A 19,445-nucleotide genomic window follows, 5' to 3' on the forward strand; every position below is an offset into this window, starting at 1 on the left:
AAGAAACTCCTGTTTTCTATTAATCTTAACCTTACCCTCAAACTCAATCTTATGAAAACACATCACTATATATTTCTCAGTACCATTGCATTTATCGTTTTATTTTATAATGAAAATGTAGGTTTAAATCTTGGTATTTTAGGCGTTCTATACTCAGTGTTAACGCTTATTAAAACCTCGGAAAGGAACCGCAGCAAAACAGTTTTTCTGCTTTTTGCAACAAGTATTCTGTCGAGTATAGCTTTTGCTTGGTTCGGCGATTTTAGCTCGTTTCTGGCATTGGTAGTTTCGCTTTTGCTGCTTTCTTTCCGGTCAAAAAACAAACGTCTGAAAGTCCTGTTGCTGATTCCTGTTTTTATAGTCAATTGCTTCACATTTATATGCCGAATTTTCAGTTTTGACAATTGGCTTCCGAAAAGAAATATGTCTGGAGTTTGGCAAAAAACGTTAGCTTTTGTAGGAATTCCTCTGATTTTGATTTCAGTCTTTTTTGGTGTCTATTCCATGGGAAGTAATCATTTTGCAAACCTTTTTACTAATTTTCAGCTTGAAATTAATGTTTGGCAATTGTTCTGTATTTCTGTTTTAGGATTTTTTATCGCCTTTAATTATTGGAATTATGATGTAGAAAAAATGATTTATAAACAAAACCATATTCTAAATAATGATTTTCAGGATAAGCATAAAATTCAGAAGCCCACTTATTCTTTTCTAGATTTGAACACCGAAAGAATGAGCGGTGTGATTTCTTTTATTTCATTAAATATTTTGCTGCTGTTTTTTATAATTACATTTAATTATGAACAGTTTTACGAAATAGTAAAAACACCGAGCCAGCTTTCTGAAGAAACGCACGAAAGAGTAGGCGCAGTAATCGTGTCAATTGTAATGGCAATTTTGGTGATTATGTTTTATTTTAAATCAAATTTCAACTTTGATCCGAAAGCGGGTTTAATGAAAAATTTAGTGAAAATCTGGATTGTTTTGAATGCCGTATTGGTAATTTCTGCACTATTGAAAAACACAGAATATATTGTCAATTTAGGCTTTACTTACAAGCGTTTGGGCGTTTATGCTTTCCTAATATTATCTTTGATAGGATTGACGTTGACTTTTGTGAAAGTTCAGACCCAAAAAACAAACGCATTTCTTTTCAACTCGATGAGCTGGTGCTTTTATGGAATGGTTTTAGTATGCAGTTTTATCAATTGGGGCGGAATCATCACCTCTCAAAATATGAAACGTCCGGATTTTGTGGTCGATTATCATGTAAATTCGATTAATTTTAATGAAAAATATCTTTTAAAATATGCCGAAGAAAAAAAGGATATTGACCTTAAAAAACGAGTTTTAGAAAAAAGTAAGTTAGGAATTTCGCCAACATTTTTATCTAAAGTTTTTTATTATGAAACCATTCAAAAATAAATTGTCATGAAAAATTCAGTTTTATTAATAGGTCTTTTATTAATTGTATCATGCAGGAAAGGGAATCCTTCACAAGGAATGAAGACAGATTCTGTAGTAGTTTCGGAACAGTCTGAAAATGCTTTACCAGTAGATTCTGCCAATTCGAAAATAAGTAACGATACTTTGCAACCAGTAAATACAAAATCGGATGAAAATTTAAACAAGCAAAATGGTGAAACCGTAAAGTTGGTTGATGGCGAAAAACTTCCATCCACATTAGAATTTGAGTTTACAGATAAAATTCAAAAAGCCGTTGTAAGAATTGCAAATTATAAGAAAGATCAATTGAAAGCGAACATTATTCCTGAAAATAATAATATGAATATTCGTTTTAATCAAATTAAAACGCCCGACGGAAAATACGACGGTCCGTTTGGAAGAGAAATTTCTTATAAAATTTCGAGCAAAGGCGAGGTTTGGCTTATTATCGGAAAAAATCTGATGGCAGATGGCGAAAATACGGGTCGATTTTCTGTCAGAATAGAATAAATTGGTATAGTTTATGCAAATGTAATTTTCAAATTTTAATTTTATGAAAAAGATATTTTCATTAGCAATAATATCATCCATCGCTTTGACGAGTTGTGGTGCGGTACAGTCGATTGTACAAAATACATTTCCATACACAACCAATGTTTTGGTCTCTACAGGAGTGCCTGCAGATAAAGAAGTTTCTTCTACAGCCACTGCATCAAATGTGCAGACTTGGGTAGGCGGAAACAACAATGCGCAGATTAAAGATGTAAGAATTTCTGATGCTAAAATTTCTGTAGCTTCACCAAGTGGCGGTAATTTGAGCGCCTTGAAATCTATAAAAATCTATATCTCCTCAAATGGAACTGGTGAAAAATTAGTAGCTTCGAGATCCGCAATTGATACCAATTTTTCAAGTTTAAATTTAGATTTAAATAATGATACCGGTTTTCTTGATTCTGTAGTGAAAAGTTCGGGCTTAACAGTAAGAACCGTTTACGAACTTAAAAACCAGACAAGCTCTGATATGAATCTGAAAGTTGCATTAAACTTTAGCAGCGTTCCGGTAAGATAAAACTTTTTAACATAAACATCAAAAGCTTTCTTATTTTGTAAGAAAGCTTTTGTCATATAAAGAATTTGTGTTACTTGACTTTGTAAATAGAGATTTCTGCTTCGGTAGCTGTTGTTAGATCTATAGTAGCTACAGATTGCCTGTTAACGCCAAACTGGATCTTGTCTCCGGCATTAAGAGTATAGAGATGACTAATTATGGTTTGTGTTATACTCACTGTAATAACTAATGCAACACTTATCCCACCAAATCCTTTGGTATCTAAAGCTGCTGCTGTACTTGAGCCAGAAGGTGTTCTGCTAATAACAATTCCGGAATTTGTAAGGAGCGAAACACTTGCGCCTGAACCTTCTTTATAACTATAACTAATATGATATAGACCCGTTGAAGGAACTGTATAAACGCCATTGCTCATACTTGTGGATGGAACCTGAACTGTTGTTGTTCCTCCTGTACTACCACCGAGATTTAAATTTACAAGACCGCCACCAATATTCACACCTAAAAGAGTGAACGTACTATTAAATTTTGCAGAATAAGCTCCATCGCCTGCAGTACCAATATTTGCCGTAGTAGGCAGCTTAAACCAAAGTCCAGGATTTCCACTTGAATTATTAGTAACAGCATCGTACATAAATAAACCAGCAGTTGTAACGCCGTTTGTTTTAGGCCCAGTAGTCGTTGCTGGACTTGTAACATAGACAATAGCACCATTTTGCGCGGCGGTATAAGCGGCTTCTTTTAATCTAAGGGAGTCTCCGGAAATTCTTGGAGCGATAATTCCGTCTGCAAAAGTAAGGTCTGCTTTTTTTTGAACATGCAGTGTAGCTTTAGGGTTGGCTGTGTTAATACCCACTTGGGCATTGGTGTTGTAACCCATTATAAATAGGACTACAATAAGGTAGTAGTTTTTCATGGTTATTTAGTTTTTGGTCTTATAAAGGTATATAAAAAATATATTATAATTCCATAAATAAATAACATTTAATGTGAATTTTATTATTTTACCGTATTTATACGGTGTTTTCCGTTGTTTTTATTGGGTTTTATTACGAATTGTATAGATTTAAACTATTAAATGAAAGTAATTTATTAGAAAGAGACACTTATTGTATAGGTAGGGATTGTTATTGTTTTGTAAGAGTGTCCATTACAATAGTGACGGGTCCGTCATTAGTGAGTGATACTTTCATGTCTGCTCCAAAAATACCAGATTCAATTAGTAAATCTGATTTTGAAAGTTCTTCTTTAAAATATTCGAAAAGAGGAATTGCTTTATCGGGTTTTGCAGCTTTTATAAAGGATGGGCGATTGCCTTTTTTGTAATCTGCGATCAAAGTAAATTGACTGATGCACAAAATCTCTCCATTGATATCTTTAATAGATAAATTGAGTTTGTCGTTTTCATCACTAAAAACTCTCAGGTTTAAAATTTTCTGTATAAGCCAGTCTGCATCTGATCTTTCATCATTTTCATCAATTCCAATCAGAAGCATAAAGCCGGTATTTATTTCACCTACAATGTTTCCTTCTACTTTTACAGAAGCTTCAGAAACTCTTTGTATTACTGCTTTCATTAATTATATAGGCTTAAATTTTTTGTAGCGGCATCATAGTTCCAAAAATAAGTTTTTGGAGGAAGTCCTGTTGTTGCTCCTTGAGCTGGAGAGCCATTATTAAGAAACCATTTAGAATTGTCTTTTGGACAGATGATATACAAATTGTCTTTTACTTCCAAAGTAGTGTTGCTGTCGGGGCAAAGATGAGGTGCATTTCTGTCATACACTCTAAACGTAGCCGGATTGTCTAGGGTTCTTACTACGATCAATCCTCTTGTGCCAGATTGCTGTTCGTCAATGTAAATAGGCTGCCCCACAAAGTTGAGGTTGTTGTAGGCTGCAAGATTCAGATTTAGATTTACATTGATTGTTGAAATGGGAAAACAGCTTACGGTATCGTCACGGTTACTGCATGAGTTTATATTTAAAAAACTGAATGTCAGTAAGATGAAAATTGATATGATTGAGAAAGTTTTTTTCATTACTATATAAATTTTTATATATTTGTAAAACAATAACGATTAACACACAAAAACATTGTCCGGCAAATGTCGGATAATTTTTTTTATACCAAAACTAAATTTTAAAATTATGGCGAGCTATGTAACTAAGGTAGGATTAGATAAAATGAAAGCTGAGCTGGAGCAATTGGAAAAAATAGAAAGACCAAAAATTACTCAACAGATCGCTGAGGCAAGAGATAAAGGAGATTTGTCTGAAAATGCAGAATATGATGCGGCGAAAGAAGCGCAGGGAATGTTGGAAATGAGAATCTCTAAACTAAAAGATGTTGTTACAACTTCAAAAGTGATTGATGAAACTTTGCTTGATACTTCAAAGGTTTCTATCCTTACTACGGTAAGATTAATGAATAACGATACAAAGAAAGAACAGACTTTTAAATTGGTTCCGGATAATGAAAGTGACTTGAAAACAGGCAAGATTTCTGTAAATACTCCTATCGCAAAAGGATTATTAGGAAAAGTAGTGGGCGAGACTGCTGAGATTACCCTTCCCAACGGTAATAAATTATCATTTGAAGTTTTAGAAATTACACTTTAAAAAAATGAGCTCAATTTTCACAAAAATAATCAATGGAGAAATTCCTGCTTATAAAATAGCGGAAGACGAAAATTTTGTGGCATTCTTAGATGCTATGCCTTTGGTAAAAGGCCATACACTCGTTGTTCCTAAAAAAGAAGTAGACCTGATTTTTGATTTGGAAACAGAAGAATATAAAAATCTTTGGGCTTTCGCTCAAGAAGTTGCTCAAAAAGTGAAAAATGCAATACCTTGTGTAAGAGTAGGAGTAGCGGTGGTGGGACTAGAGGTTCCTCACGCTCATATTCACCTGATTCCGCTAAATAAAGTGGAAGAAATGAACTTTAAAAACGAAAGACTGAAACTTTCTGCGGAAGAATATTCCGAAATTCAAAATTTAATAATTAATTCTTAACAATACAGAAGGTCGTAAAAAAGAAATTTTTTACGATTTTCTTTAATAATATATTAATAATCAAGATGAACTCAAACCAATGTTCTTTCTGTGGTAAGAAAAGAAATGAAGTGCAAATGCTGATTTCAGGACAAAATGGCTTTATTTGCGAAAACTGTATTGAGCAGGCTCATACAATTGTAAAAGATACGGTTTCGCCAGCAGGATTTTCACCAGCTGAATCTATAGACGAGCTTAAAAAACCTAAGGAAATAAAAGAATTTCTTAATCATTATGTCATAGGACAAGATCAGGCAAAAAAACAACTTTCCATTGCAGTATATAATCATTATAAAAGATTATTGCATGCAAAAGATGAAAACCGTGAAGTAGAGCTTGAAAAATCAAATATCATCATGATTGGTGAAACAGGAACGGGAAAAACGCTTTTGGCTAAAACCATTGCTAAAGAACTTAATGTTCCTTTCTGTATTGTTGATGCTACTATTTTAACGGAAGCTGGTTATGTGGGGGAAGATGTTGAGAGTATTCTTTCGAGACTTTTAATGGTTGCCGATTATGATGTAGAAAAAGCAGAAAAAGGGATTGTTTTTATTGATGAAATTGATAAAATTGCCAGAAAATCTGATAATCCGAGTCTTACAAGAGATGTTTCAGGAGAAGGTGTGCAGCAGGGTTTGTTGAAGCTTTTGGAAGGAAGCATCGTGAATGTTCCGCCACAAGGAGGGAGAAAACATCCTGATCAAAAATATATTCAGGTAAATACTCAGAATATTTTATTCATTGCGGGTGGTGCTTTTGACGGTATTAAAGAAATTATCGAAAGAAGAATGAATAAGCAGGCGATTGGTTTCAGTGCTGAAAAGATTAATAAAACAGAAGAAGATGAATATGTTTTAACAAATATTAACGCCATCGACCTTCGCTCATTTGGATTGATTCCTGAGCTTTTAGGAAGATTTCCAATCATTACCTATCTCGAAAAGCTAACCAAAGAGACGATGATTAGAATCATGAAAGAGCCTAAAAACTCTATTGTTAATCAATTTGTAGAGCTTTTTAAAATGGACGGTACAAAATTGGTGTTTACTGATGAGGCTATAGAGATTATTGTTGATGAGACTATGGAAAAAGGTTTGGGAGCCAGGGGGTTACGAGGAACTACAGAAAAAGTCTTAGAAGATTATATGTTTACCGTTGGAGAGCATGATGAGATTGTTCTTACAAAAGATAATATTTTGATTGTTAAGTGATTTTGTTTTTTTTTTAGAAAAAATTTATATCTTTACACTGAATATTTTTTTTGACACAAAAAAACAGTATACAATGAAAAAAAGTTTATTAACTATCGGAATTTTAGCAACCGGTTTATCTGTTCAGGCGCAGACTGTTCTACTTCATGTAGACGATACCGCTAAAATGTATGTAAGTAATGGTGCCCTCGTTTACAATGGGGGAGGAGTACAGACCAGAGGTAATGGTAACATTGACCTTCATGGTAATATGATGGTTGTAGGAAGTAATGCGACGGATGTCTTCAGGACAATTGATGCAAGTTCTAACCCTAAAACGACTGGGGCAAATGTTATTTTACGATTAAATTCCCCTTCTCTAGCAACTTATGCAACTTCTACTTATGGACAATTGTACATAACGAATTTGACACAAGATAAAATTACAGGTATTGTAGATAAGGAGTATAAAGCTGTTAACCAAGGAAGTTTTCAACAAATGGCTTTCCCTTTTGCTAATAAAACAGTACAAAGTATTGCTACTGATTTAGGAAAAGCGGTTAATTTTACAGGTAATAGATCAACTTCGTCTTTAGCATATTGGGATAATACCAAGACGGTAATGAGAATTGTTAATCCTGCTACTACTACGGATTTAGGAAATTCAACTTTGCTGTATGGTCCAACTACTTATTTCGCAGTAGGAACTAGTGGATGGAATCCTACTCCTGCAAATTCAGATGTACTCACTTTAAAAGGAGTTCCTTATTCAGATGCTGTAGCTTCTACAAGTAGTGTGAATCTTACAGGTGGAGGTGTAGGAATTGACTATGGAAGTTCAGGGCAATACATAAATTATTTTGGTGAAAGATACAACAGCTATCTTAATGATCCATTTGATACAAGCTGGACTCCAAATTATGGAAAAGAGCTTTATCAGTATGGAAATCCATTCTTAACCAATCTTGATTTAAGCTGGATTGGTGCAGATGTAGGTGAGCCAGGAACAACAAAAGATGGTAATCGACTTCCAATTAAAGGGATAAGATTCTCACAGGAAGGTGTAAATTATTCTACCTCAGGGGGAACAACAACAGCTACAAATAGAACTATAACATTTAGCCGTAATGCTTCAGGTGCTACTATTCCTGCAGGTGATGTGAATAGCTTAGTGATTAAACCTTTGGGAGTTGTTTATATTAAACTTGATCCTAGTTTAATAACTACTTATTCTGCTGCTAATTTAAACAGATCATTAAATTTTAATACGACAAGACGCTTTGCGACTGCTGCAAGAGATGCTGGGTCTTATTCTGTCACTGCAGCTAAGAATACACCTTCACCAACGTTGAAGCAATTAGGTGTTATTGCCTTAGATAGTCAGGATAATGAAATTTCTAGAACATATTATGTAGTTCGTGATAATGCAACGACTGGATATAGCTCAGTAACTACTTTACAAGCTAATTTAGGATATAATAGTAGTAATGCTCCTATCAATGGACCTATTTATACCAATGAAGAGTATATTACTGGTGGGATAGATCCTACTTATGCCTCTCAATATAATTTGTATATTAATGAAGCTAATGAGGCAAACTTTTTACATAAAAAAATACCATTAACACTTAACTCTCCTGAGATAAGTAAGCTGAAGTTTGAAATTAGAGAAGATGCCGCGTTAATTCCTGCAAACCAATCTGCATTAAGCGCAGGTGAAAGTTTTTGGATAAAGATTAATGGTGCCAACGTTATGTTATCTCAAAATCAAGTTATAAGCGCAGGGTCAGTAACTCAAGCAGGTCTTTATTATGGAGAACCACAGCCAGAAACTGTTTTAGGAACTTCAGATTTAGCTAAAAAGAGTGGTACAATTGTAACTTATGAAAAATCTTCAGATAATTTTGTAGCTATATTTGACAAGAATTGGAAAAATGCAGATATTACAATTTTTGATATGAGTGGTAAACTAATTAATTCTGAAAAAGGAGTTAATACGAAATCTAATCATACGTTAAATATTCCTAAACAATTAAATAATGGTTATTTGATTACGATAAAGGCTGATAACGGACAAGTATATAACACAAAAATAATGAGATAAAAAATATTTATGAAAAACAAATTAATTATTCTATTCGCATTGTTTGTATCTCAACTATCTTTGTTTGCTCAAGGGAATTCTGGGACAATATCAGGAGGTCCAGGTGCTCCCCCTGATCCGCAAACTGAAGCTGATGGTCCTGGTGCAGTCGCTACTTCTCCCATCGATATGTATGTTTATGTATTAGCGATAGTAGCAATTCTGGTAATCGCCTATTTCGCTAAAAGATACAAAACTCAAAAAATATAAAAATAACATTAAAATATTTTAAACTCTCTGATTAGTCGGAGAGTTTTTTTATTTTTACATTATGAAAAAGATATTTGTATTGTCAGGAATGCTGTTGGCATTTTCAATAAACGCACAGTTTTCTGTGAATATCCAGTCGCAACCGGATTTTAATGAGCAAGAAGCTATTCTATATACATTGAACGGCTCAAAAGATATTATTGTTACCAAAGAAAAAAGTAAAGGAAATGTATGGACTTTTAAGTATCCTAAGAATTATTCTGGGATGATGAAAGTTTACTTTCCTAATACCAACAATTCTGTAAGTTTTATTTCTGAAAATAAAAATATAAGTATTAAGCTTGATACAAAAGCCAACAAAATTCAGAATATAATTTATCAGGATGAATCAAATGAGTTGATGAATAGTATTCAGGAATCTTCTCAGAAAAAAGAAATAATTCTTCCCGCATTAGTGCAAATCAAAGAATATTATAAAGACAATACAGACTTTGGAAAAGCGCTAAATAGTGAGATGGGTAGGTTGTCTGGAAAAAGCAGCATAGACCAGTCAAAACATCCATTTGTGTATTATTATAATACCAATTATAATAAATTCCTTTCAAATGATCCTGCGAAAAAGGTAACACAAGAGGAAATTGTAAATTTTATAGATAAATCAAATGATATGTTAGAGAGTTCTTCTCTTCTACGTCCAATTCTGGTATCGTATCTTAATGTAGGTGGTAATACCAATGTCAACGCTTCCGTAGATACATTGATCAATAAACTGAATGTGGAGACGCCGAGAGGTCAAACTGTACTTTCTGAATTGATTGATATCTTTGATGTGTACGATATGAATGAGTTTAAAACTAAATATCTTACGCTAGCAAAAGATTTAAAATGTACCATTAACGACCGTTTGGCTTCTACTTTGAAATCTAATGCTGCTACAGACATTGGAGCTGTTTTTCCGGCTTATAAATTCCATGCTGCGGTCAATACCAGTGCTAAGTCAATTGCTGATGTAAAAGCTGATAAAAAAGTGATTGTTTTTTGGTCTTCAACCTGCTCACATTGTGAGAACGAGTTGCCACAACTTTTAACTAAATATAAAGAACTACAGGCGAAAAATATTCAGATAATCGGGATGTCTTTAGATACAGATAAAAATGCTTACACAACAAAGATTGCCGCATTTCCTTGGATCAATGATTCAGAATTAAGAGGATGGAACAGTTCTTTTGCTGAAATGTATAATATTCATGCAACACCAACATATTTTATTTTGGATGCTAACAATAAGATAATCAGCAAGCCTAGCCATGTTGGTGATGTTTTAGAATATTTTAAGCTAAAATAATTTTGGAGGTAAGTAAATATTTTCTATATTTGCACCACCAAAACGGCGAGGTAGCTCAGTTGGTTAGAGCGCAGGATTCATAACCCTGAGGTCACGGGTTCAATTCCCGTCTTCGCTACAATATTAAACCGCAATCATTGATTGCGGTTTTTTTTATGTTTAAAATTTAAAAGGTATTTTGAGTGGTTGAAGAATGATTCTCCAGAGTAAAAGATGATTTATGGGTAATCTTTCAAGAATATGTTCTTAATTTTTTTAAACCTTGAATTAATACTTCCGATTAAAAAAAAAATGATAAATTTAGATGAGAATTAGTGATTTCAATCAGAAATAAGACTGTTTTTATATTGAATGATGAAAAAGAAAGTATTTTTTGTTTTTTTATTTTTAAATCTTATCAATTTTTGTACTGCACAAGAAAAAAAATCTTATGCTGTTTACATAGATTCTGCTAATGCCATAAAATATAAAAATGGAGAAAAGATAAACCAATATATTCAAAAAGCTAAAAAAGAAGTTTCTGAGAAAGATTTGGGAGATTTTTATCTTAAAACTATTCAGATTTATATTGATATCAATCATTTTGACGAAGCGTTAGAATATTGTACCCAAGCTCATAATATATTTAGTGAAAGAAAAGATTTGGAAAATCTGGCGAAGGTTAATAGTTTCTTTGCTTTCATTTATGCACAGCTCAATGATCCTCAAAGAGCAATAAAATATTATAAAAGAACATTGGGCTTTTATCAACAGAAAAATAATAAGGCAGGAATAATTAAATCTTTGAATAATTTAGGTAACGCTTATTTCACATTATCTAAATACGATTCATCTCAGTACTATTTTCAGAAAAGTCAGGTTATTTTTAAGGATTATAATGATCCAACTTTAAAAGCTTTTGTCATGTCAAATCTTGGCAAATTATTCTTTAGTAAAAAACAATACACTGAGTCTGAAAAATATTTATTGGAAGCAAAAAATATTTTAAAGCAAAATAAAATCAACGATACAGATGCAAACTACAATACTTTTTATAATCTTGCGACCTTTTATATTAAAAGAAATGATCCTGTAAAAGCATTATTGTATGCAAAAAAGACAGGAGATTTCATTCAGACAAAATCATCTGTAGATTTTGATAATATTAGATATTTAGACAATTTGTATAATGCTTATCTTTTGAATGATGATTACAGAAATGCAGCTGTTACTTTCAAAAAGTACGATTCGATACGAGAAATGCTGAATGTTGAGGAAAAAGCTGTAAACGTAGAAAGAATAAAAGCCCAACATGAATATGAGCTAAAGCAGAAACTGAATAGCTTAAAGCAGGAGAAAAGAAATTTGGTTTACATTATCATATTGGTGGTTTTTCTATTGATTGTTGTTATCTGTATTCTTTACACGATTAACTATCGAAATAAAAATGAAGCGTTGAATCTTGAGAAAAAACTGATAGAAGCAAGAGAAAAAGAATTAGAATTTGATAACCACATGAAAGAAAAACTATTGGTATATCAGTCAATGGAGCAGCAAAAAGTTGATTCTATTTTTAAATCTATCTTGGAAAAAGTAAATGCTTTAAAAATAAAATATCAGCATGCGGAAGAGATCTCTGAGATTATTAATGAAATTAAAATAAGCGTGAAACCCAATACTTGGGAAGATTTTGAATATCACTTTTTACAGATTCATGAATCGTTCTATAAAAATTTAGAACAAAAACATCCGAACCTTACCAATTACGATAAGCGGTTGGCTGCTATGCTAAAGCTTCGGCTATCGACTAAAGAAATTTCAAATCTATTGAATGTTACTCCTAAAACAATAGAGAATTCACGCACAAGACTTCGAAAAAAATTAGATCTCACCAATACGAAAGAAGATTTATCTAAATACCTGGATGTATTTTAAGTTGTTGTATTTTAATTGTTTAAGTTTTTGTGTGTGGTCAGTATGTGGATGGTTTGTAGGTTGTAGGTGGTAACTATGTAATGCTTTTTAATCATATTTTTAGAATACTTTATTCCTTTGTTCCAGACAAGAAATAATAGAGAGATATGAAAAAATTAATTACATTATTATGTACAGGGTTCATGATTTCTGCAATATCTGCACAATGGAATCCTAATACAGATCAAAATTTATTTATCGCAGAATCGGGAAATGGTGCATCATTTTCTACCATAACTAATGATGGAAAAACATACATTGGTTTTTGGAAGCAAGTAGCAGCCCCCGCGAATTATGAACTATGGCTTCAGATTTTAGATGAGAATGGTAATAAGCAATTAGGAGCGAATGGTATGTTGCTAAGTAATACAATTCCTATGAGTACTTATACTGTATTTGAAAAAACAGCAGTAGATTCAGCTAATAATGTTTATATAGGAGTGAGCGGAACGGGAACAGGAACTCCTATTTATCTTTTTAAAGTTTCGCCACAAGGGAGTTCCGTCTGGCCAAATGGGATAAACATAGGACAAGGTTATACTCCTGTAATTCGTCCATTAGCGAATGGTGATATTGTTGTAGGTCATGCTCCAACCAATCAGTTGCATATGATGATACAGAGATATAATCCTGCTGGGCAACCGGTTTGGGCAAATCCTGTAAATATCGTTTCTAATGATTCTACCAAAAGAACAGCACCTTCAGATATTTATGAGTTGGCAAATAATGAAATAGAAATTATTTTCCATAAGCTGGCAACCTCACAAATCAGTTATTTATTTGCTCAGAAACTAGATGCTGACGGAAATATTCAATGGACAGACGGACCAACTCAAATCACAACACAAACAACAGTTCCGAACGGTTTTTACTCTGGTTTTTCAGATGGAAATAATGTGTACTATGGTTACACTAGCGGACAAAATAACCGATTCGATTCATATTTGCAGAGAGTAAACCCAGATGGTAGTATTCCTTGGGGAGTTAATGGGGTAGATTTTGATGTCAACCAAACAAACTTTGAGAAAAATATGAAAGTGGCTTTTGCTCCAGGTTCACAAAATATATGGGCAATTGCAAATTATACCGGGAGTTCACAAGGAAGCGGAGGAGAATATGTGCAAAAATTTGATAAAGTTACTGGGAATAGACTCTTTACGAACAACGCAAAACAAGTTTTTCCTTTGTCTACTGATATGATGATGCATACAGGTGATTTCCATTTAGTAGGTGGAAAGCCTTATTTCGTCATAGAGAAAATAAACGGTGCTTCGCCTATTTCAACGTCTTTAAACGCTGTTTTGCTGGATGATAATGGAAATTTTGCATGGCCTCAACAATACATTCCAATGGCTACTTTGAATAGACCTAAAAGCTATATTAATGTTTTAAAACCAGTTAATAACAGAAGTGTAATTGTATTTAAAGAGGAAAAGACTGCTGTTCCAAATGCTAACTCAGTTGTTTATGCACAAAGTCTTGTACTTCCTGCTGCAACATTAGGAACGAGTGATATTGTAAAATCAAAATCTATTAAATTATATCCAAACCCTGCAACAGATGTTATCCATTTGGATGGTGCTGATAATTCTTCTTTCGTAATTTACAATGCTGTAGGTCAGTTGGTAAAATCTGGTGAAATAAAATCTGGTGAAATTGCAGTACAGGAGCTTGTAAAAGGGCAGTACATACTGAAATTAAAAGGAGAGGAAAAAGCAATAAAATTCATTAAAAAATAATCAGTAATATAAAATGAAAGATTGGTAGCTGTATAATTATTAATAATTTACAAATTTAATAATAGAACGTTTTCGGTCTATTGCTAAAAATTATAATTTACTAAGCCATATTCCGTGAGACCTAAAGCAATTTAGGTCTTTTTTTGTGAAAATTTTCGAACTAATTAATTAGCCCAAATGTTTATTCTAAAATCTAAATTATTCTTAGAAGTATTTTTTTTGTAGCTTATTTTATACAATTATTTCATTAATGATTCTTTTTGAATCAAATATTTGAAATTTAATTTTAATTTTCAAATTAATAAAAGATAATTCACTATTTGATAGGGGAAAATTCTATTAAAATTAGTTAAGATTTTAGCGAAAAAATTATTTACTTGTTTTTAAGTTATTTTATATCTTTTGAATCATTTTGTCTCTAAAATTCCTTTATAATCAACTTTTACAGCATATGTGTAAATCGCATTATTGGGAAAAGTAAAAAAGACGAGAGTTTCAAATCATAAAATTTTCATAAAAGTTAAATAAAAAGAGGGGTTGTATTTTGAATTTTAAAAAAAAATTGTATTTTTACAGTGCCTTGAATGAGGGAACAAGTCAAGGTAATAAATTTTTTTTCATCATTTGTGTTTTTAGAATCGTATCGCCTGATACGATTCTTTTTTTATGTAGTAAACATGCTTTTGTAGCGTACTAAAAGTTCAATAAAATAAGAATAGGTAATCGAACCTTCCTGTTGGTTGCTTTTAAGAAAAAGATTGTTGGTAAACCCAAAGAACTCATTAAGAAAACCTTGATGTTCTGTTACAAATCTCTTTTCATTCAAGCGGTCGCGTTTCATTTCTTCGGAATAGTTTTCTAAAGTTGTTTTCACAAAATTTTCATCTTCATTAATGATAGAATTTAATAAACTCTTTAATGTAAAATACTCTGTACTATATCTGAGTTCCGGGTTATTTGAATGTATACCAATCAGATATCCAATAAAATTAGCTTCTTGCTCTCTTGCAAATCCTAATTGGTGCGCGCTTTCATGAGAAAGTGTAAATGGAAGGTAAGAAGAGGGTAATTCGGCGTTGAATTGAGCTTCTGCAGTAAAAGGATTATAATATCCTAAAATCCCTGTAAAACTCATTGTTTTTCCAAATAAACTGGACTTAAAAGAGTTGATATCGCTGCTCTTTTTTTGACTTATAAAAGTAGGAAGTATTTTTTGTTGATTTAAAATTTCTTGCTGAATTGCATTTAAATCTTTTATGACAAAAACTCCGTTCTTATCTTCTTTCACAAGCTTTCTTGTTGCTTTCGATTTTCCAAGATATTCTAAAGCTAATGCTTTTCTTGCTTCCAGTGTAACTTCAGTTTTTGGAAGTTTTGCAATGATGGGTGTCTGAAAATAAAGCATTCCCCAAAATATCTGATAGATGAAATAAACAATATTCAGAACAATCAATATTTTAAATAGAGCATTGCTTCTCGTCTTCTTTTTAAAGAGTTTGACGATTAAATAAATCAATAAAATCCCTAATAAAATATACAGTAGATCTCCAAAAGAAAAAGGGATCCCGGTGAATAATAACTGATGGATTTTTTTCTGAAATTCAAATAACTTTTCAAAAAATAAAACTGCAAATTTTAGTTTTGAAAAAGTATAGAACAAAAGAAATTGGGCAAGTAAAATACCCGCCCAAAATCTCTTTTTTTTATATGTTTTTGTAGTATTAATGTGCACCTTCAGATTCTAAAACGTCAACATCAATTCCCTGTTTGCTTAAGGTCTTCTTTGCAAGATAAGCAAATAGGGTAATATAAGCAAAGCAAAGTACCGGGATAATATAAGAACTGTGGATTCCGATAATATCAGAAAGCTTTCCTTGTAATGGAGGGATAATTCCACCTCCCAAAATCATCATTACCAAGAATGCAGAACCTTGAGCGGTATATTTTCCTAATCCTGTAATAGCCAAAGTAAAAATTGATGGCCACATTATGCTGCATGCAAGACCTCCTGATAAAAATGCGTAAATAGCAAAATTTCCGGTGGTCATTAAACCTACAATCATTGCAATAACACCAAAAAGCCCAAAAATAATAAGCGTTAAAGCCGGTTTATTTTTACTCACAAGGAATAAAATCACCTGAATAACAATGCAGATCGCGTAATAATACAGATTAGACATGTCTTTCTGTGCAATAACATTAATTCCAATAATTACTAAGAAAGCAATAAATGGAACTACAATAGTGGCTATCATCTGCTGCTGTTTATTAAGGTTAAAAACGGTAATTGCACCGGTCCATCTTCCAATCATTAAACTTCCCCAATACATCGAAATATAAGGCGCTAAATCTGAAGACTGATGTCCTCCGAATTCAGGCAGGCTTAAAAGTTCACCTAAATTACTTCCGATGGCAACTTCTACTCCCACATAAGCAAGAATGGCAAGCATTCCCAAAACAAGCTGCGGATATTTCATAGCTCCCCATCCTTCAGGATTTTTCTTAGAGCTAGAATTTGCATAAACAAGACATAGAACTACGGCTAACAAAGCACCTCCTAAATAGTACATTCTTGTTTTTTCTAAAGGATGTTTTACTTCCTGTAATTCTGCTTTTTTAGTGTCAATATTTTGTTGAATATTGGCTATCGTAGCAGCATTGGTTTCAGATTTTTTGTTAGTATCTAACGTGGTTATTTCTTTATTTAAATCCTCAATTTTTATGGCTGCATCAGAATTATAACTTGCAAATACAGGGATGAAACAAAGGATGACCAAAACAGTCATTGCAATCAGATTTTTTCTTGCTTTTCCTGCTTTTTCCATTGGTTCTGTAGAAATTCCGGCAGGTAATTTTTTAGAAAAATGAAAAATTCCGGCAGCAATTAAAAATAATGCTCCAACAGCAGTATACAATAAAATGACTTTGTCTAAAGCTAAATGCTTAATCTGGTCATCATCTACACTAGCGGTAGTTCCGAAAAGAGCTAAACCTACAATGATAGGGCCTATTGAGGTTCCAAAAGAGTTTACTCCACCTGCAAGATTCTGTCGGCTGGTTCCTGTTTTGGGGTCTCCTAATAAAACAGCAAAAGGATTGGCTGCAGTTTGCTGGATAGAAAAACCAAGCGCTACAACGAATAATCCAATTAGCATTCCGTAATAAACATTTGCTTTTACCGCAATTATCATAATGGCTGCTCCAATTGCGGAAAGAAGAAGACCGTAGACAATACTTTTTTTGTAGCCCCATTTACCAATGATGTCTATGCCTTTAATCGTACTAAATATGAAAAGCAATAATGCTCCCAAAAAGTAGGCGGTGTAGAAGGCAAAATCGATAAGCTGCGATTGAAACTGGTCGAGTGAAAAATAATTTTTACAGAAAGGAATAAAAATGCTGTTTCCTGCTGCAATAAAACCCCAAAAGAAAAACACCAGAATCAGTGTATAAAGTGCGGGATAATTAGTAGGTTGAGTAGTTGTTTTTGACATATTTGTTAAAAAATGAATTCTTAATAACAAATATATATTTTTTATGTGATTAACTGTGTTCTGTTAATGTTTTTTTTATGGTCTCAAAAGCAGACAGTTTTAAGTTTTTTGGAGAGTCGGTTGGTTCTAAGATGTCGTTGAAAAATACTTTTACTTTCCCGGGATGCCCTTTAGAATTATCAAAAGGAAATATTTCTTTTAAACCAACAAAAGTGAAAATAGCAATAGGAGACTGGTGTTTCGATGAAAGTGTAAAAGCTCCATCTTTAAATTCGTCTAAAACAACTGACGTGTCATCGGGAACACCGCCTTCAGGAAAAATAACAATGCTGTTGCCTTCCTCCATTTTTTCGGCACATCTTCGGTAAACATCGGCACGACTTCTGGCGCTGCTACGGTCTACCATCACACAAATTCTTTTGTAAATTGTTCCGAAAATTGGAATTTTTTCCAATTCTTTCTTTCCAACATAACAAAGCTGATGATTGGGAAACAAAATGCAGGGAAGCATAATATCCATAATCGAAGTATGGTTTGAAATGATAACGTATTGTGTGTTTTTGTCGATTTTTTTATTGGTAAGATTAATGAGTTCGTATCGTAAACCCATTCCGAAAAACATTCCGTAACACCAAATTCTTATTAAAACATGAGCATATTTGAATGTGCTTTTCTTTAAAGACAGAATGTAAACCGGTAATCCCAGAATAACAGTCAGAACAAATGCCAATATAATCAGCCAGAATCTCCAGAGGTAATTTAAAATTTTAGTCACAAATCAACCGTTAAATATTACTTTTTTCTTTACAGAATAATTAAGAATAGAAACCAACAGAATAGCAGCAATCTTACTCGTCATTTCCGGACTCAAGGTATAAAAAATTAAATCAATATTATCTTTAAATATAAAACTGTAAAAGATTTGGAAAAAACTTAAACTTAAAATAGTGGAAATAAAAGAAACCACCATAAAGTAAACAAACTCTTTTCTTTTAGAATGTTTTCCACGTTCAAAAACAAACCAGATGCTCAGAAAATAATTAAATAAAATTCCGCAGCTCGTTGAGAAAATATTACTTAGCGGATAATGAATTCCGTGAAAATTTTGTTCTTGAGAAATAGCTTGCGGAAGATAGGTGCTGAATATTTTGAAACTCCCGATTTCCACAATCGCACTGAGTCCGCCCGCAATGATAAATAATAATACCTGTTTATGGCGTAGTAATAATGCTTTCATCTATTTTAATAATATGCAAATTTATAACTATATGTTAAACAGTGAAAAAAGTTGTTAATTTTTTTTTTCGTGTTAAAATAATTTCTAAATTTAATTTTCAGAACGAAAGAAATAGTACCTGATAAAAAATTCATTTTCAACTTTTTCTGTTGATGGTCTTTCTATCTTGTAAAGCACGATGAAAAGAATTTGCACAAATTTTACAAACTACATTAACCCTAATATTTGTATGAAATCTCAAAACAAATACAGAAAATTTCAGCTTCAACAGAAAAATATTGAAGTTTTAGAAAAAGAAAATACCCGTTTCAAAAGGGTATACTCAGAGTACGAAAATATGTCGGATGATCTGTGGAATCTTGAAAATTCAAATGGTGATCCTGTACCCGACGATTTTATCAACGCCATGGTAATGCAAGCGACTTATCTTGAAGAAGAGATAGAAGACTGGTTGATACAGTTTAACCAAAATAAAAACGAAATCAAAAGCTGAACTTAATCATAAATGAAAGTATCTGTGCCCGTTTTTGAAGTCTAATTAAAGATAAATTCATAATTTAGC

General features: G+C 32.6%; 19 protein-coding genes and 1 tRNA gene. 13 read left to right on the forward strand and 7 right to left on the reverse strand.

Translation table 11 applies throughout. The annotated features are described in order from the left end of the window. Positions 1–51 precede the first annotated feature (51 nt). The 3 genes from B5X64_RS17745 to B5X64_RS17755 are packed head-to-tail and all read left to right on the forward strand — an operon-like array spanning position 52 to position 2,515. Positions 52–1,425 (forward strand): DUF4153 domain-containing protein, encoded by a 1,374-nt coding sequence (locus B5X64_RS17745; RefSeq protein ID WP_079466538.1) that lies wholly within the window; start codon positions 52–54, stop codon positions 1,423–1,425. 6 nt (positions 1,426–1,431) lie between these two features. Beyond that, positions 1,432–1,956 (forward strand): hypothetical protein, encoded by a 525-nt coding sequence (locus B5X64_RS17750; RefSeq protein WP_079466508.1) that lies wholly within the window; start codon positions 1,432–1,434, stop codon positions 1,954–1,956. A 43-nt stretch (positions 1,957–1,999) separates the two neighbouring features. Next, positions 2,000–2,515 (forward strand): hypothetical protein, encoded by a 516-nt coding sequence (locus B5X64_RS17755; protein ID WP_079466509.1) that lies wholly within the window; start codon positions 2,000–2,002, stop codon positions 2,513–2,515. Between the two features lie 70 nt (positions 2,516–2,585). Here B5X64_RS17755 and B5X64_RS17760 read toward each other — a convergent pair whose 3' ends face one another. The 3 genes from B5X64_RS17760 to B5X64_RS17770 form a co-directional block, all read right to left on the reverse strand. Further along, positions 2,586–3,431 (reverse strand): hypothetical protein, encoded by an 846-nt coding sequence (locus tag B5X64_RS17760; protein WP_123920676.1) that lies wholly within the window; start codon positions 3,429–3,431, stop codon positions 2,586–2,588. A 211-nt stretch (positions 3,432–3,642) separates the two neighbouring features. Further along, positions 3,643–4,092, reverse strand: coding sequence for a D-aminoacyl-tRNA deacylase (gene dtd, locus B5X64_RS17765; RefSeq protein ID WP_079466511.1), 450 nt, complete (start codon positions 4,090–4,092; stop codon positions 3,643–3,645). Then, positions 4,092–4,556 (reverse strand): hypothetical protein, encoded by a 465-nt coding sequence (locus B5X64_RS17770; RefSeq protein WP_079466512.1) that lies wholly within the window; start codon positions 4,554–4,556, stop codon positions 4,092–4,094. The genes dtd and B5X64_RS17770 overlap by 1 nt, the downstream gene beginning before the upstream one ends. A 109-nt stretch (positions 4,557–4,665) precedes the next feature. Here B5X64_RS17770 and greA point away from each other — a divergent pair, with 109 nt between their 5' ends. From greA to B5X64_RS17815, 9 genes are all read left to right on the forward strand, one after another. Continuing rightward, positions 4,666–5,136, forward strand: a complete 471-nt coding sequence (gene greA / locus B5X64_RS17775) for a transcription elongation factor GreA (RefSeq protein WP_079466513.1) — start codon at positions 4,666–4,668, stop codon at positions 5,134–5,136. Positions 5,137–5,140: 4 nt separating this feature from the next. After that, positions 5,141–5,530: an HIT family protein gene (locus tag B5X64_RS17780; protein ID WP_079466514.1), complete on the forward strand. Its 390-nt coding sequence runs from the start codon at positions 5,141–5,143 to the stop codon at positions 5,528–5,530. Positions 5,531–5,595: 65 nt separating this feature from the next. After that, a complete protein-coding gene (clpX, locus tag B5X64_RS17785; RefSeq protein ID WP_079466515.1) occupies positions 5,596–6,783 on the forward strand; it encodes an ATP-dependent Clp protease ATP-binding subunit ClpX in 1,188 nt (395 codons plus the stop codon). Between the two features lie 391 nt (positions 6,784–7,174). Then, the gene (locus B5X64_RS17790; RefSeq protein WP_167370499.1) at positions 7,175–8,866 is read left to right on the forward strand and encodes a T9SS type A sorting domain-containing protein; all 1,692 of its coding nucleotides are present in this window, start codon (positions 7,175–7,177) and stop codon (positions 8,864–8,866) included. A 9-nt stretch (positions 8,867–8,875) separates the two neighbouring features. Then, positions 8,876–9,115, forward strand: a complete 240-nt coding sequence (locus tag B5X64_RS17795) for a signal peptidase (RefSeq protein ID WP_123920678.1) — start codon at positions 8,876–8,878, stop codon at positions 9,113–9,115. A 61-nt stretch (positions 9,116–9,176) separates the two neighbouring features. Then, entirely contained in the window at positions 9,177–10,460 is a 1,284-nt protein-coding gene (locus B5X64_RS17800; RefSeq protein WP_079466518.1) for a peroxiredoxin family protein, read from the forward strand. A 44-nt stretch (positions 10,461–10,504) separates the two neighbouring features. Beyond that, positions 10,505–10,578 (forward strand) — tRNA-Met (locus B5X64_RS17805). A gap of 236 nt (positions 10,579–10,814) precedes the next feature. After that, the gene (locus B5X64_RS17810) at positions 10,815–12,374 is read left to right on the forward strand and encodes a tetratricopeptide repeat protein (protein WP_167370500.1); all 1,560 of its coding nucleotides are present in this window, start codon (positions 10,815–10,817) and stop codon (positions 12,372–12,374) included. Positions 12,375–12,520: 146 nt separating this feature from the next. Further along, on the forward strand, positions 12,521–14,152 hold the full coding sequence (locus tag B5X64_RS17815; protein ID WP_079466520.1) for a T9SS type A sorting domain-containing protein: 1,632 nt from the start codon (positions 12,521–12,523) through the stop codon (positions 14,150–14,152). Between the two features lie 664 nt (positions 14,153–14,816). On the opposite strand, the gene B5X64_RS17820 is transcribed toward B5X64_RS17815, so the two are convergent. The 4 genes from B5X64_RS17820 to B5X64_RS17835 form a co-directional block, all read right to left on the reverse strand. Continuing rightward, positions 14,817–15,812 (reverse strand): DUF3810 domain-containing protein, encoded by a 996-nt coding sequence (locus B5X64_RS17820; RefSeq protein WP_228418983.1) that lies wholly within the window; start codon positions 15,810–15,812, stop codon positions 14,817–14,819. 61 nt (positions 15,813–15,873) lie between these two features. After that, positions 15,874–17,646 (reverse strand): MFS transporter, encoded by a 1,773-nt coding sequence (locus tag B5X64_RS17825; RefSeq protein ID WP_079466521.1) that lies wholly within the window; start codon positions 17,644–17,646, stop codon positions 15,874–15,876. A 49-nt stretch (positions 17,647–17,695) separates the two neighbouring features. Continuing rightward, positions 17,696–18,421 carry a lysophospholipid acyltransferase family protein gene (locus tag B5X64_RS17830; protein WP_079466522.1) on the reverse strand — a complete coding sequence of 242 codons (726 nt, stop codon included), beginning with the start codon at positions 18,419–18,421 and terminating at the stop codon, positions 17,696–17,698. A 3-nt stretch (positions 18,422–18,424) separates the two neighbouring features. Then, on the reverse strand, positions 18,425–18,883 hold the full coding sequence (locus tag B5X64_RS17835; protein WP_066680023.1) for a GtrA family protein: 459 nt from the start codon (positions 18,881–18,883) through the stop codon (positions 18,425–18,427). 229 nt (positions 18,884–19,112) lie between these two features. Here B5X64_RS17835 and B5X64_RS17840 point away from each other — a divergent pair, with 229 nt between their 5' ends. Then, a complete protein-coding gene (locus tag B5X64_RS17840; protein ID WP_066680021.1) occupies positions 19,113–19,376 on the forward strand; it encodes a hypothetical protein in 264 nt (87 codons plus the stop codon). Positions 19,377–19,445 lie beyond the last annotated feature (69 nt).

Source organism: Chryseobacterium balustinum (genome assembly GCF_900168205.1).
In the GTDB taxonomy this organism is placed as follows: Bacteria; Bacteroidota; Bacteroidia; order Flavobacteriales; family Weeksellaceae; genus Chryseobacterium; species Chryseobacterium balustinum.